A 14,759-nucleotide genomic window follows, 5' to 3' on the forward strand; every position below is an offset into this window, starting at 1 on the left:
CGCCGCGCGCGCGGCCGCGCGCAGGCACGGCACGATCCGCCCCGCCCGAATGCTTCGCGGCGGGGTTTTTCGTTGTATCTGGGCGCGCGGGGCATAAACTCCGCCCGGCAGGCGCGGCATCGGGGGCGCCTTTTGACGGGAGAATCCTTCGCATGGCACGGGTTGCAATCGTTACCGGCGGAACGCGCGGCATCGGCGAGGCGATCAGCCTGGCGCTGAAGGCCCAGGGCCGCACCGTCGTCGCCAGCTATGCCGGCAACGAGGAAAAGGCGCGGCGCTTTTCCGAAGCCCACGGCATCCCCGCCTACAAGTGGGACGTGGGCGACCACGAGGCGTGCCTGGACGGGTGCCGGCGGGTCGAGGCCGAAGTGGGCGAGATCGACATCGTGGTGAACAACGCGGGGATCACCCGCGACGGCACCTTGCACAAGATGACCTTCGACGACTGGAACGAGGTCATGCGGATCAATCTCGGCGGCTGTTTCAACATGGCCAAGGCCTGCTTTCCCGGCATGCGCGAGCGCGGCTGGGGCCGGATCGTCAACATCGGTTCGATCAACGGCCAGGCGGGCCAGTACGGCCAGGTCAACTACGCCGCGGCCAAGAGCGGCATCCACGGCTTCACCAAGGCGCTGGCGCAGGAAGGCGCGCGGTTCGGGGTGACGGTGAACGCGATCGCGCCCGGCTATGTCGATACCGACATGGTCGCCGCCGTGCCCGCGCCGGTGCTGGAGAAGATCGTCGCGAAGATCCCCGTCGGGCGGCTGGGCCAGGCGGAGGAGATCGCGCGCGGCGTGGCCTTCCTCACCAGCGACGAGGGCGGCTTCGTCACCGGCTCGACGATGAGCATCAACGGCGGCCAGCACATGTACTGACCGGGAACGATCGCTGCCCGCCCCCTATCATCCGCCGGTGAAGCGCTCGGTCGAGATCGCCGGGCACAAGACCTCGATCAGCCTCGAGCCGCTGTTCTGGGACATGCTGCGCGCGGCCGCCGCGCGCGAGGGCGTGCCGGTCAACGCGCTGGTCGCGCGGATCGACGAGGAGCGCATCCGGGCCGAGGTGCCGCCCGGGCTGGCCGGCGCGATCCGCCTGTGGCTGGTCGCCAATGCCCCCGCGCCGGACGGCTAGCGTCGCTCTCGATCGAGCCGGCGCGGGCCGGCGCCGCTTCACCCTCCGCAGGGAACGAATCTAGCGCACTGGCGCCGGTTCGCCCGCGGCGTCGCCGTTCGCCTCGATATCGGCGATCAGCGTGTTCATCTCGTCGATTTCCTTCACCTGCGCCTCGATGATGCGGTTGGCGAGGTCGCGCACCCGCGGGTCGGAGATCTCGGCCCGGCGGCTGGTCATGATCGCGATCGAATGGTGCGGGATCATCGCCTTCATGTAACTGACGTCGCCCACCGTCTCCTGGCTCCGCACGAGCCAGAGCGAGCCGGCGAAGCCCGCTATGGCGAGGCCCAGGATCGCGAGGTTGAGCTGCAGCCGGCCATACATGCGCCACATGAAGCCGAGCATGATCACCGCCATCGTCGCGCCCATCAGCAGCGCCATCCAGACGCGCGTCTGGCTGAAGCGAACGTGGTCCCATTCATAGGTGTTGAGGTACATGAGGCCGTACATGACCACTGTCCCCGTTGCGATCATGGCGAGGAAGCGGGTGTAGCCCATGCCGGAATGCTGCGATGTGTCTGCCATGCACGAAAAAGCGGGCGAAACCGCGATCGGTTCCGCCCGCCTTCCATGCCGGGTCCGGCGCGCGCGTTCAGTAATTGGCCGGCGGGTCGCTGGCGGGGAAGCTCTGGTCGCTGGCCTCGTCGGCCTTGCTCCACCCGCGCTTGGGCTTGTCGCGCATCGATTCCGGGCCGGCGTCGCGCACGTCCGCCTCGCCCTGGTTGCCCGCGAAAGCGGCGTGGTCGGCCTTCTGCTTCTCGTAGAACTTGTACCCGGCGTAGCCGAGCGCGCCGAGCGCGGCGAGTTTGATCAGTGCCATCGAAACGGTCTCCTTTCACGCGTTTGCCCGGTCAACGCCGGACGGGGCGGAAAGGTCCGCGGCGGCGGGCGCGGGCGGGCCTACTCGTCGCCCACCCGTTCCACCTGCGCGCCGACCAGCGCCAGCTTCTCCTCCAGCCGCTCGTACCCGCGGTCGAGGTGGTAGAGGCGGCGCACCTGGGTCTGCCCCTCGGCCGCGAGGCCCGCGATCACCAGGCTCATCGAGGCGCGCAGGTCGGTCGCCATCACTTCGGCCCCGGTCAGGCGGCCGACGCCGTGGACGATCGCGGTGCGGCCCGATGTCTCGATATGCGCGCCCATGCGGTTCAGCTCGGGCACGTGCATGTAACGGTTCTCGAAGATCGTCTCGGTCAGCACGCTCGTCCCCTCGGCCCGGGTCAGCAGGGCCATCAGCTGCGCCTGCATGTCGGTGGCGAGGCCGGGGTAGGGCGCGGTCGAAAGGTTCGCCGCGCGCAGCGTGCCGTCGGCCGCGACGCGCACGCCCTTGCCTTCGCCTTCGGCGTGGACGCCGATCGTGCGCAGCGCGTGGAGCGTGGCCTGCATCTCGTCCGCCTTCGCCCCGTCGAGCAGGACTTCGCCGCCGGTGATCGCGGCCGCGCAGGCATAGGAACCGGCCTCGATCCGGTCGGGCATGACGCGGTAGGTCGCGCCGTGCAGCCGCCTGACCCCGTGGACGGTTAGGTCGGAGGTGCCGATCCCCTCGATCTCCGCCCCCATCGCCACGAGCAGGTTGCACAGGTCCACGATCTCCGGCTCGCGCGCGGCGTTGTAGAGGCGGCAGGTCCCGTTCGCCAGCACCGCGGCCATCAGCGCGTTCTCGGTCGCGCCGACCGAGACGACGGGGAAGTCGAACTCCCCGCCCGGCAGCCCGCCGTCGGGCGCATGGGCGCGGACGTAGCCCTGGGCCAGCTCGATCTCCGCGCCGAAGGCTTCCAGCGCCTTCAGGTGCAGGTCGATCGGGCGGTTGCCGATCGCGCAGCCGCCGGGCAGCGAGACGGTCGCCTCCCCCATGCGCGCCAGCATCGGGCCGAGCACGAGGATCGATGCGCGCATCTTGCGCACCAGCTCGTAAGGGGCGACGGTGCCGGTGATCCGCGGCGCCTCCAGCGTCATGACCCGGCCGAAATCCTCCGGCCGCGAACCCTGGATCGAGGTCGTGACCCCGAACTGGTTCACCAGGTGCTGGAACCCGTCGATATCGGCCAGCCGCGGCAGGTTGCGCAGCGTCAGCGGCTCTTCGGTCAGCAGGGCGCAGGGGATCAGGGTGAGCGCGGCGTTCTTCGCGCCCGAGATCGGGATCGTGCCGGAAAGGCGCTTGCCGCCTTCGATGATGATCTTGTCCATCCGCGCGCTTTAGCCGGAATCGAGGTCGCGGCAAGTTCGCGTTCGCCCGCGTCACCGCTTGCACCGGCGCGGGCCGCTACCTATCCATGGTGGATGAGCGAACGCAAACCGATCCGCAAGGCCGTGTTCCCCGTCGCCGGGCTCGGCACCCGTTTCCTCCCCGCCACCAAGGCGATCCCCAAGGAATTGCTGCCGATCGTCGATCGCCCGCTGATCCAGTACGCGGTGGACGAGGCGCGCGAGGCGGGGATCGAACAGATGATCTTCGTCACCGGGCGCGGAAAGTCGGCGATCGTCGAACATTTCGACGTCGCCTACGAACTGGAATCGACGATGGCGGAACGGGGGAAGGATCTCTCGATCCTCGATCCCACGCGCGCCACCCCGGGCGACATCATCACCGTGCGCCAGCAGGTCCCGCTCGGCCTTGGCCACGCGATCTGGTGCGCGCGCGCGATCGTCGGCGACGAACCTTTCGCCATCCTCCTGCCCGACGAACTGATGGTCGGCAACCGGGGAGAAGGGGCGGGCACCGGCGGCACCGGCTGCATGAAGCAGATGGTGGAAGCTTACGAGGAAGTGGGCGGCAACCTCGTCTCCGTGCTCGAGGTTCCGCGCGAAGACGTGTCGAGCTACGGCGTGATCACCCCGGGCGAAAGCCGCGGCGCGCTGACCGAAGTGCGCGGCCTGGTGGAAAAACCGCCGGTGGAACAAGCGCCGTCGAACAAGATCGTCTCGGGCCGCTACATCCTCCAGCCCGAAGTCATGCGCACGCTGGAAGGGCAGGAAAAAGGCGCGGGCGGCGAAATCCAGTTGACCGACGCCATGGCGCGCATGATCGGCACCCAGCCGTTCCACGCCGTAACCTTCAATGGCCGCCGCTTCGACTGCGGCAGCAAGACCGGCTTCGTCGAAGCCACCCTGGCCCTGGCGCTGGAGCGCGAGGACATGGGCGAAGAAGTGCGCGCGATGGCGGAAAGGTTGCTGGGGTAGGGGCGGCCGCCGGGGCAGCCATAACGCCCCCTCCCCTTCAGGGGAGAGGAAGAAGGCGCGCCAGCGCCGGAAGGAGAGGGGGCCGCCTTACGCCTCGCCCGTATCGAGCGGCAGGACGATCTCGCGCATGATCCGGTCGGTTTCCGCCAGGATTTTCACGATCTTCTGATAGTGGCCGATATCGTCCCAGCTCAGCGCCCGGCCCTTGCGGTCCTTTAGCCATTTCTGCGCCGGCTGGTAACCGCCGATGTAGAAGCCCCAGGAGATGTCCGGCACCCCGTCGAAATACTGCCCTTCGGCCCCCTTGCCGTTGATATAGACCCGCCCCTTCTCGAACCTCGGGTGCCGGGGCGCGACGACATTGTCGCCTTCTCCGTCGAAGGGATAGGGCGTGTCGCCAATCGCCGCCGGTTCCATCAGGTGGAGGCGGCGTAGCTGTTCCCCCTTTTCGCTGACATGGCGGAAGACCTCGGGCGAGGGTGGATAGGGAATGCGCGGGAAGTCGATCTTGAGGAATTCGGCGAACGTCTCGCGATAATCGGGGCTGTGCAGCACGCCGTAGATATAGTCGAAAACCTTGATCTCGCTCGGCCGCGCATCGCCGGTCGGCGCGCGGAAATCATCCTCCGGCCCGGCCGTGTCGGCAGGGTCGATCCCGGCGGCTTCGCAGATGGCGGTGTAGAGCTTGGGGTCGAGGTTGAGCGTGCGTTCGGTAGGGGCGAGCGCGTCAGCTTGGTCGGCGGTGTCGTCGGGATAGAGGTAGAGGGGGAAGCATGAGCTGATATCATAAGCACTGAATGATTTATGCATTGAAATATTATTGGTTACGAACGCACCTCCCTGCTCCTTTGTTTGACGACACGAAAGTAGCGCCAGATTTTTATGAAAAGCGATGGGCTTCATAGTTTTAGGTGCAGGCGCGAACTGGATCCCGCTTGGATTGCCTGTAAAATAGGTTTTTCGAATTTCAAATGGGCGGAGAGTTACGTTCTTGATGAACGATCGAGCGAAATTGTTTAGAGCATCGCTTTTTGCAGCTTCCAGAGTCCAGCTCTTACTATCTTTCCCGATAGAAAACTGCGAACGGAAATCCTCGGTGTTGGAATGCACTAAAGCGTCGATACGCTCCCAAAGTTGATCAGCTTCGAAATCAATCGACAAAGCATCCCTCGCCGTGAGTATGCCACCAGAATTAGTCGGAAATAGCTGAGAGAGAGGCACCCCTCTATCGTAGCTTGATAACATTCTGTAATCCCGCACCTCGAATGGATAGTTGGGGTGCTGAGTTTCAAGGGGTTGCAAAAAAGCACTGCTGAGATTCTCTTCTGCAAGACGGTGGTACTTGTCGGTCCGACTTCCCCATAGATCGCCATGCCGAACTTCTGCGAGGCTTGTGCTATCTGCGGCTTTTCGCACGGCAATTATGAGCGCGACGCCCTGCTGGATATCGAACACATTTTTGTCACTTGTACCGTCGGGACTGATCTCCTTCTTTTTGGAATTTCCGTGCAGATCCAGGACCCAAATTTTGTCAAAAGTCTTGAGCAAATGCCAACGCATGCCTCGAAAGGTCGGGTTGTCCAAGTAACTGTGGTTGGTGATGAATCCAAGCACGCCGCCTGAACGGTTCTTGGCGATCAGATCTTCGCTCATGCGGATGAATTTGACGTAGTCATCAAGCAGCCAACGCGGCTGTTTCTCCCTTAGCTTTTCTTTGCCGCCCGGCTCCATCTTGTAGGCTTCCATCAGGCCCATGATGTGATCGCCCTTGTTGGCGCTCTCGCCCGAATAAGGCGGGTTACCGATCACGCACATGATCGGGGTCTGGCGCTTGACCTCGCTCGCGCCCTTCGCCTCCTTCGCCAGGGCCGGCATGAACAGATCGGCGATGTCGCGGTCCGCCGGTTCCAGCGCATTGGTCAGCCAGACGGAAAGGCGCGGCGGGTCCTTGCTCGGCACATAGCCGCTTTCGGTCAACTGCATGTCCAGCTTCATGTGGCACATGGCGTAGCTGGCCATCAGCAGTTCGAACCCGTGCAGGCGCGGCAGCAGGTCGTTTTCGACATAGCTTGACCACATGCCCGGCGCCCGCGCCTTCACCCGGTCGGCAATTGTCTGCACCGCCTTGGCCAGAAACGTGCCCGTGCCCGTCGCCGGGTCGAGAATCTGGACCCGGTGAACATCCTTTTTGATCGTGACAGGTTTGCCGTTCCTGTCGGTTTGCCCGGTGTCCCAGTCCACCGTCACCTTGCCGGTGTCGGCCAGCCCGTCGGCCAGGCCGAATTCGGTCTTCAGAACGTCGTCCACCGCGCGGACGATGAAATCCACCACCGGTTCGGGCGTGTACCAGACGCCCCGGCTCTTGCGCTTCTTCGGATTGTAGGCGGCCAGGAAGTCTTCGTAGAAATGGATGAAGGGGTCGTTGCGCGCGGTGAAGCGGCCGAAATCCTCGAACAGGTCGTGCGGGTTGCTGGCGCGCAGCACCTCGGCCAGATCGTCCACGATCCATGCGATCCGGTCGTCCAGATCGTACCCGGCAACGAACTGGAACAGGCTGCGCAGGAAGGGGTTGGACTTGGGCAGCAGCTCCAGCGCCTCGCGCCGGTCGAACGTCTGCGGCGTCTGGTCGTGAAACCGCGCCGCGAACATGCCGTAAGTGATCGTTTCGGCGTAGATGTCGGCGAATTCGCCCGGCGTCAGGTTGGGCAGCAGGTTCGCCTTGAAGCTCTTGTACTGCCCCGCAAGGTCCGATTGCAGGTCGGCGTCTTCCTTCAGCACATTGCCCAGCACGTCTTTTATCAGCTTGGCCTTGCCCGCCATCAGGTCGGCCAGTCGCCGTGCGCTGCGGATGCTGATCGGCTTTTCCGCCGCGAAAGCGCGCAAGTGCGTTTCCAGACGTTCGAACTCTTCCGGCCGGGCGGGCAGTGCGGGGCTGGTAATGTCGGCGATGGTGATGAAGGCGGTCTGTTCGCCATCGCGCAGAAACTCGAAATCCAGCCCGTTGGTATAGATCAGGTTGGGCAGGCCGCTGCGATACCGCTCCTTCTGCTCCTTGCTGTAGCCTTTGAGCTTGATGACATCCTTGTCGATGTCCTTGTGCTCGCACCAGCCGCGCGCCACGCCATCGCGCTGAAAGATGAAATCGGGCGCACCCACCTCGACCCGGCGCGGCTCGTTGATCACGTCCAGATCGGGATCGATGCTGGCGAACAGATCGCGCAAGGCGGGGCGATAGCTGTGCTCGCTTGCCACGCCGGTGGCGTGAACCTTGCGAACTTCTTCCAGATAAGCGGCGATATCCATCGTCGTGCCGGTTCCCCCTGTCGCCCGCTTCCTATCGCCCGGCGGGGCGCGGTTGCGCAAATGGTTTTCCTACAGCTGCCCCGGTGTGCTTCAATGTCCGCCATGCGCGGATTTGCGGGGCATTGTTGGCGGCCTGGGCGGCGGGTTTCGGGCCTATGGGGGCGCGGGCGTGCGTGGAAGGTCACGAGGGGCGTTGGCGGTGGAAGGTCACACTCGCGCGGTGCGGGGCCGCGTGGTTCCGGTGCGCCGGGCGATGGTGTGGCGGGCGTGGGTGTGCGGATTGGTGGAGTGGTTTCAGTGGGTTGCGCCCATGCGCCGGCACTTGCGGCGTGCCCGCCCGCGGAGCGGGGGCGCGGAAGGTCACGCTTTCAACTCGTGCAACGAGCGTAACGGGTGGGCGTGACCTTCGGCGGAGCGGCGGGTGGGGCGGCGGCGGTCAGGCCTCGGCCCGGGCGCGGGCGGCGAACTCCTCGCGCAACTCGCGCTTGTACAGCTTGCCGTTCGCCTCGCGCGGCAGCTCGGGGCGGAAGTCGAACAGGCGCGGCATCTTGATCCGCGCGAGCTGGGGGGCGAGGAAATCGCGCAGCTCCTGCTCCAGCGCGGCGGCGCCCTCGCCCCGTGCCGCGTCCATGTCGCGCGGCTGGACGACCGCGACGACCTGTTCGCCCAGGTCCGGCTCGGGCGCGCCGATCACCGCCGCGTCCATCACCTTCTCGTGCGTTATCAGGAGGTTCTCGATCTCCTGCGGGTAGATGTTGACCCCGCCGGAGATGATCATGTGGCTCTTGCGGTCGGTCAGGTAGAGGAAGCCGTCCTCGTCCACGTGGCCGATGTCGCCCAGCGTCATCCAGCCTTGCGGATGCATCGCCTCCGCCGTCTTGGCCGGATCGTTGTGATAGGTGGGGATCGTGTCGTTCTCGAAGTAGATCAGCCCGTCGGCGCCCGCGGGCAGCTCCTCCCCGTCGGGCCCGCAGACGTGGACCTTGCCGTGGATCGCCGGGCCGACCGAGCCCGGGTGGGTCAGCCACTGGTCGCTGCGGATCAGGGTCATCCCCACGCCTTCGGAGCCGGCGTAGTACTCGGTGACGATCGGCCCCCACCAGTCGATCATCGCCTGCTTGACCGGGATCGGGCACGGCGCGGCGGCGTGGATGGCGCGCTGGTGGCTGGAGAGGTCGTGCCGGCTGCGCGCCGCCTCGTCGAGCTTGAGCATGCGGACGAAATGGGTCGGGACCCACTGGCTGTCGGTCACGCGGTAGCGCTCGATCGCGGCGAGCGCGCCTTCGGGATCGAACTTCTCCATCACCACCACCGTGCCGCCGAGCCGGTGGACCGTGCAGCACCAGCCGAGCGGAGCGGCGTGGTAGAGCGGGGCGGGCGAGAGATAGACCATCTCGCCGTCCGCTGGCATTCCCGCGCCCATCGTGGCGAGCATGACCAGCGGATTGCTCGCCTCGACGTCCGGCTCCTTCGGCGGGGCCGGGCGAATGCCCTTGGGCCGGCCGGTCGTGCCGGAGGAATAGAGCATGTAGAGGCCGGGCCAGGGATCGTCGATCGGGCCCGCCGGCTGGCGCGCCAGCGCGTCCTCGAGCGAGCCTTCCTCCCCCGTGCCGACCATGTGCACGGCGAGATCGGGCCGCTCGCGCCGCAGCGTCTCGACCACCTCGGCATAGCGGGTGGAGGCGACGAGGAACTTCGCGCCGCTGTCTTCGAGGATATAGGCGATCTCGGGCGCGGTGAGGCGGGTGGAAACGGGCACCATCATCGTGCCCGCGCGCTGCGATCCCCAGACGAGCTGGAGATAGAGCGCGTTGTTCTCCATCAGCAGGGCGAAGGCGTCGTCGCGGCCGAGGCCCTGCTCGCGCAGGAAGTGGGCGAAGCGGTTGGCGGTATCGTCCAGCTCGGCATAAGTGACGCTCTCCCCCGAACCGGCCATCACGATGGCGGGGCGGTCGGGGCGCGTCCGGGCATGGGTTATCGGGTGCATCGGCGGTCTCTCTCCACTCGCTGCGCCCCTTTGCATTTCGCGCCGGCCCGGCTTTGCCCGGTACCGCCAGGGGCGTCTGGTTGTGATTAGAAACCTAGCTTGCCCTGCCCGCGCGGCAAGCAAAAAGGCGGCAGGTCGAAACCCGCCGCCTTTATGGAAGGACTTGTGCCCGCAAGGTGCCCCGTCCGCGGGGCGCACGGTGCCGGCCGGGTTACTCGGCCGCTTCGTCGCCCCCGCCCATGCCACCTTCGCCGGTGGCGAGCGCGAAGGCCTGCTGCGCCTCGCTCTCGATCATGTAGGGCATCGGGTTCACCGCCTTGCCGTCCACCCGCACTTCGTAGTGAAGGTGCGGCCCGGTGGAGCGGCCGGTCGAGCCGACATAGCCGATCAGGTCGCCCTTCTTCACCCGCTGGCCATCGGCCACCGCGAGCTTGGACAAGTGGGCATAGCGCGTCTGCAGGTTGGCGCCGTGTTCGATCTGGATGAACAGGCCGTAGCTGCTGAACCAGTTGGCGCGGCCCACGATGCCGTCGGCCGTGGCATAGACCGGGGTGCCGGTCGGCGCGGCAAGATCGACCCCGCTGTGCGCGCGGCGTCCGCCGAGCACCGGGTGGTTGCGCATCCCGTAACCGCTCGTCAGCCGCGAATCGTCGAGCGGCATGCGCGAGGGGATCGAGATCCCCGGGGTGGCGACCGGCTGTTCGTCGGCCCCGTCGAGCGAGCGCCAGCTGGCGAAGAGTTCGCGGAACTGCGCGTCGCCGCCGGCCGGCCCGGCCTGGGCATCCTGCACCGGGGCGGCCATGTCGACGGCGGCGGCGCTGGAATTGGCAAGCGTGGGCGTGGCGGCGAGCGTGGCGGCGCCGGCGACGGCCATCGCCAGCGCACGGGCGATCTGCCGAATGAAAGGAGTTGCGACCAAAGTCCCGTCCTCTTTGTTCGCGGCGCAAGGGCCGCAGCGATCCGTATTCGCACCCGGCCGAGCGGCCGGCGCGACATTTTTATGCGAGACTTGGGAACCCCCCGCCGTCTCAGGTATTGTGGGGTAACCGGGCATTCGCCCCGGACGCAACCGCAGCGTAGAACTCTCGCGACAAACCGGCTGCCGAACGCGCCGAGTCGTTGAATGGCGGCTTCAACGCCCCGCGAAAATGCCTTTTCACCAGCGTTTTCCAGCATTCCGGCGGGTTTTCGCCCGCCTTTTCGCAGCCCTGGACGAAATGCCTTGTGCCGAAACGGACGTGGCGGATTTCGTCGTCAAGGATTCGTTGAAGGATTCGCGCGCCGTCCTCGTCCCCCTGCGCGCGCACGCGGTCGCGGGTCGCCGGGGTCACGTCGAGCCCGCGGGCTTCCAGCACCATCGGCACCACGGCCAGGCGCGCGCGAACGTCGTGACGCGTCTCGTGCGCGGCCTGCCACAGGCCGCCGTGCGCCGGCAGCGCGCCGTAATGGCTGCCGAGGCGGCGCAGCTTGCGTTCGAGCAGCGCGAAATGCATCGCCTCGTCCGCCGCGACCGAGAGGAAATCGTCCACCAGCGCGCGGCCTGCCGCCGCCCCGAAGCGCCCCGCCATGTCGAGCGCGAGGTCGATCGCGACGAACTCTATATGCGCGAGCGCGTGCCATAGCGCGATCCGCCCCCGCTCCGAGCCGGCCTTGCCCCGCTTGGGCATCCGGTTCGGGGCGAGCAGCTCGGGCCGGTCGGGCCAGGCGGGGCGGTCGGGCATGGCGACGTCGAACCGCCAGGCCAGCCGGCCGAGGCGCCAGTTGCGGGCCACTTCGCGCGCGGCGAAGACTTTCGCCCGCGGTTCGGGGGTCAGAAGCGCGCGGCGAATCGCCGCCGCGACCGATTCGCCCGTCTGCGTGCGCGCGCCGGTCAAAGCGCGCGGGCGGCGTCGAGCACGTCCTGCGCGTGCCCTTTCACCTTCACCTTGTTCCACACCTGCGCGATCCGCCCATCGGCGTCGACGAGGTAGGTCGTGCGGATCATGCCCATGAAGGTCTTGCCGTACATCTTCTTCTCGCCCCAGGCCCCGAGTGCATCGGACAGGCCGCCTTCCTGCGCATCGGTGGCGAGGGGAATGCCGAGATCGTGCTTGGCGATGAAGTTGCGGTGTTTCTGCGGCGAATCCTTGCTCACCCCGAGGATCGCGGTGCCGGCCTTCTCGAACTCGGCGGCGAGCGCGGTGAAGTCCTTTGCCTCGGTCGTGCAGCCGGGCGTGTTGTCTTTCGGGTAGAAGAACAGCGCGAGCTTGCGCCCGCGGAAATCGGACGGGCGCACGGTGCCGCCATCGGGGGTTTCCATCGCCACGTCGGGCATCATGTCGCCGGCTTGGGCAGGTTGGCTCATCGGTCGGTCTCCAGTGGTTCGTCGAATATTGCGTGCCAGGCGCCTGCGACGCACCGGCGCGCGGCGGCCAGGCGATCCAGCAGGTCGTCCAGGCCGTCGCAACCGCAGGCACCGGCGAGCGCGCGGGCCGCCGCGGGCGGCGGGGCGACGAGATCGGGCGCCAGCAGCCGCGCGGCCACCAGCAGGCGGGTCATCGTCGCTTCCGCCTCGCGCATGGCGGGGGGCAGGTGGCCCCGCTCGACCAGGCAGGCGACGGCCTGCGCGAGGTCGGGGACGATGCAGCCCCCCCGGTGGGTGCTGTCGCGCAGTTGCAGGAAATGGACCAGGAATTCCAGGTCCACCAGGCCGCCGCGCAGCAGCTTGGCATCGAGCGGGCCGCGCGGGGGCTTGTTCGCCGCCATCTCCGCGCGCATCCGCAGGACGTCGTGGCGCAGCGCGTCCGCCTCGCGCGGGCGCAGGAGGACGTCGGCAATCGCGCTCTCCAGCGCGGCGCGCGCATCGGGCGAGCCGTTGAGCGGCCGCGCCCGGGTCAGCGCCATGTGTTCCCAGGTCCAGGCGTCTTCCCGCTGGTAGCGGGCGAAACTGTCGAGGCTGACGGCAAGCGGGCCCTGCGCGCCCTGCGGCCGCAGCCGCGTATCGACCTCGTAGAGCGCGCCCTGCGCGGTCGGCACGCTGAGCGCGCCGCTGACCCGCTGCGCCAGGCGGTTGAAGTAGAGCGTGGCCCCGAGCGGCCGCTCGCCGTCCGATTCGGCGCCGTGGTCGCCGGTGAAGAGGTAGATGATGTCGAGGTCCGAGGCATGGGTCAGCGCCCCGCCGCCGAGCCGGCCGAGGCCGAGGACCAGCAGTTCCGACCCGGGCACGACGCCGTGGCGGACGGCGAAGTCCCGCTCGGTCGTGCGGACCGCGATGTCGAGCGCGGCCTCCGCCGTGCGCGAGAGCGCGGCGGCGATGTCCAGCGGATCGTGGACCCGCTCGATCAGCTGGACGCCGAGGGCGAAGCGCGTTTCGCCGGTGACGATGCGAATGCGGTCGAGCGCGGCCTCGTAATCGTCGCCCGCCTCGCCGCGGGCCATGCGCGCGGCCAGTTCGGGCACGTCACCCGGCAGGTCGAGCGCGCTGCGATCGATCAGCGCGTCGAGCAGGTCGGGGCGGCGCGCAAGTTCCTCGGCCAGCGGCGGGGCGAGGGTCAGCACGCCGATCAACTGGTCGAGCAGGGCGGGCCGGGCGTCGAGCAGGCGGAACAGGTTGATCGCGCTCGATGCCTTGGTGATCAGGTCTTCCCACAGGATCAGCGCGCGGCGGGGATCGGGCGCCTCGGCGAGCGCGTCGAGCAGGCGCGGCAGGAGCGCTTCGAACGATGTCCGCGCCGCCTCGCTCCGAAGCGAGCGGATGCGCCCGTCGCTCCACCCGGCGATGCGCTCGGCCAGCGCGGCGGGGTCGGGAAAGCCGAGCCGCTCGAGGCGGGCGGGCAGGCTTTCCTCCGCCGCCGCGCCCGCCGTCGCGGTGCCGCCCGCGGGATCGTCCTTGCCCAGCAGGCGGGCGTAGCGGGCCGCGACATCGGCGCAGAGCGGGCGCAGCTCGTCGAGCAGGGCCGCCCCGCCGGAAAGGCCGTCGAGCCGGGCCACGCGGTCGAGCGCCTCGCCCTCGGGCAGGCTGTGCGTCTGGTGATCCTCGATCATCTGCAGCCTGTGTTCGATCGTGCGCAGCCGGTCGTAGGCGTCGCCGAGGCGGGCCGCATCCTCGGCCGAGACGTGCCCGGCCGCGGCCAGGGCGTCGAGCGCGGCGCGCGTCCCGCGTTCGCGCAGGCCGTGGTCGCGCCCGCCGTGGATCAGCTGGTGCGCCTGGGCGAAGAACTCGATCTCGCGAATGCCGCCGCGGCCCTGTTTCAGGTTGAACCCCGGCCCGGGCTCGAGCGGGCCCGAATACTGTTCGCGGATCCGCGACGTCAGCCGGCCGATGTCCTCGATCGCCCCGAAATCGAGGCTGCGCCGCCAGACGAAGGGGCGGATGGCGGCGAGGAACTCTTCCCCCGCGGCCCGATCGCCCGCCGCCGGCCGCGCGCGGATATAGGCCGCGCGCTCCCACGCCAGGGCGGAGCTTTCGTAGTGGCTCAACGCAGCATCGAAGGAGATCGCGAGCGGGCTGACCTCCGACGCCGGGCGCAGCCGCAGGTCCACCCGGAAAACGTAACCTTCGGCCGTGTTGGCCGAGATCAGCTGAACCACGTCGCGGGCATAGCGCTGGGCCGCTTCGCCCGGCTCGTCGCGCGCACGGCGCGGCAGCGTTTCGGGATCGTAGAGCAGGATCGGATCGATGTCGGAGCTGTAGTTCAGCTCGCCCGCGCCGTGCTTGCCCAGCGCCAGCGCGGCGAACCCGTCGCTGGCGGCCCCGTCCACGCGGCGGCCGATGGCCTCGCGGATCGCGTCGTCGAGCGCGCGGTCGGCCAGGTCGGACAGCTCGGCCATCACGCGCGCCAGCGGGAAGGCGCCGGCGAGGTCGCCGATCGCCAGCGCCGTCGCCAGCGCGAGCCGCTCGCGCCGCAGCGCCGCCTCGCAGCCCGGCGCCCCGTCGCCCGCGGCGCGCGCCCAGGCGAGCGCGTCCTCCCCCTGCCCCTCGCGCAGGAGGGATTCCAAGTCCGGCTGGCGGTCGAGCGCGCGCGCGAGGAACGGCGCATGGGCGCGGGCGCGGGCGATCGCGTCTGGCCAGTCGAAGTCCATGCACGCTCCCTGCCCACTCGCCGCGATCGGCACAAGCGGCTTGCCGCACGGCTTGCGG

12 protein-coding genes are annotated in these 14,759 nt (G+C 68.1%); 3 read left to right on the forward strand and 9 right to left on the reverse strand.

The features are described from left to right. The first annotated feature begins 152 nt into the window (after positions 1 to 152). Positions 153 to 875: an acetoacetyl-CoA reductase gene (gene phbB / locus GRI72_RS09030; RefSeq protein ID WP_160733566.1), complete on the forward strand. Its 723-nt coding sequence runs from the start codon at positions 153 to 155 to the stop codon at positions 873 to 875. 13 nt (positions 876 to 888) lie between these two features. Beyond that, complete coding sequence (locus GRI72_RS09035; RefSeq protein ID WP_160733680.1) at positions 889 to 1,131, forward strand: ribbon-helix-helix domain-containing protein; 243 nt, start codon at positions 889 to 891, stop codon at positions 1,129 to 1,131. A gap of 60 nt (positions 1,132 to 1,191) precedes the next feature. Here GRI72_RS09035 and GRI72_RS09040 read toward each other — a convergent pair whose 3' ends face one another. The 3 genes from GRI72_RS09040 to murA all read right to left on the reverse strand — a co-directional run bounded on the left by GRI72_RS09040 (position 1,192) and on the right by murA (position 3,357). Beyond that, positions 1,192 to 1,698, reverse strand: a complete 507-nt coding sequence (locus GRI72_RS09040) for a DUF305 domain-containing protein (protein ID WP_202389026.1) — start codon at positions 1,696 to 1,698, stop codon at positions 1,192 to 1,194. Between the two features lie 67 nt (positions 1,699 to 1,765). Continuing rightward, positions 1,766 to 1,993: a hypothetical protein gene (locus GRI72_RS09045; RefSeq protein WP_160733567.1), complete on the reverse strand. Its 228-nt coding sequence runs from the start codon at positions 1,991 to 1,993 to the stop codon at positions 1,766 to 1,768. Between the two features lie 80 nt (positions 1,994 to 2,073). Continuing rightward, positions 2,074 to 3,357 (reverse strand): UDP-N-acetylglucosamine 1-carboxyvinyltransferase, encoded by a 1,284-nt coding sequence (gene murA, locus GRI72_RS09050; RefSeq protein ID WP_160733568.1) that lies wholly within the window; start codon positions 3,355 to 3,357, stop codon positions 2,074 to 2,076. 93 nt (positions 3,358 to 3,450) lie between these two features. Here murA and GRI72_RS09055 point away from each other — a divergent pair, with 93 nt between their 5' ends. Continuing rightward, the gene (locus GRI72_RS09055; protein ID WP_160733569.1) at positions 3,451 to 4,350 is read left to right on the forward strand and encodes a UTP--glucose-1-phosphate uridylyltransferase; all 900 of its coding nucleotides are present in this window, start codon (positions 3,451 to 3,453) and stop codon (positions 4,348 to 4,350) included. Positions 4,351 to 4,437: 87 nt separating this feature from the next. On the opposite strand, the gene GRI72_RS09060 is transcribed toward GRI72_RS09055, so the two are convergent. The 6 genes from GRI72_RS09060 to glnE form a co-directional block, all read right to left on the reverse strand. Further along, complete coding sequence (locus GRI72_RS09060) at positions 4,438 to 7,653, reverse strand: type ISP restriction/modification enzyme (protein WP_160733570.1); 3,216 nt, start codon at positions 7,651 to 7,653, stop codon at positions 4,438 to 4,440. 436 nt (positions 7,654 to 8,089) lie between these two features. Beyond that, entirely contained in the window at positions 8,090 to 9,640 is a 1,551-nt protein-coding gene (locus tag GRI72_RS09065; protein WP_160733571.1) for an acyl-CoA synthetase, read from the reverse strand. Between the two features lie 211 nt (positions 9,641 to 9,851). Further along, positions 9,852 to 10,559: a M23 family metallopeptidase gene (locus GRI72_RS09070; protein ID WP_419880242.1), complete on the reverse strand. Its 708-nt coding sequence runs from the start codon at positions 10,557 to 10,559 to the stop codon at positions 9,852 to 9,854. 109 nt (positions 10,560 to 10,668) lie between these two features. Continuing rightward, positions 10,669 to 11,514 carry a ferritin-like domain-containing protein gene (locus tag GRI72_RS09075; RefSeq protein WP_160733572.1) on the reverse strand — a complete coding sequence of 282 codons (846 nt, stop codon included), beginning with the start codon at positions 11,512 to 11,514 and terminating at the stop codon, positions 10,669 to 10,671. Then, entirely contained in the window at positions 11,511 to 11,984 is a 474-nt protein-coding gene (locus GRI72_RS09080; RefSeq protein WP_160733573.1) for a peroxiredoxin, read from the reverse strand. Before GRI72_RS09080 ends, GRI72_RS09075 begins: the two co-directional genes overlap by 4 nt. Next, positions 11,981 to 14,701, reverse strand: coding sequence for a bifunctional [glutamate--ammonia ligase]-adenylyl-L-tyrosine phosphorylase/[glutamate--ammonia-ligase] adenylyltransferase (gene glnE, locus GRI72_RS09085; RefSeq protein ID WP_160733574.1), 2,721 nt, complete (start codon positions 14,699 to 14,701; stop codon positions 11,981 to 11,983). Before glnE ends, GRI72_RS09080 begins: the two co-directional genes overlap by 4 nt. Positions 14,702 to 14,759: the final 58 nt, after the last annotated feature.

The sequence above is a fragment of the Pelagerythrobacter marinus genome, assembly GCF_009827515.1.
Classification (GTDB): domain Bacteria; phylum Pseudomonadota; class Alphaproteobacteria; order Sphingomonadales; family Sphingomonadaceae; genus Pelagerythrobacter; species Pelagerythrobacter marinus.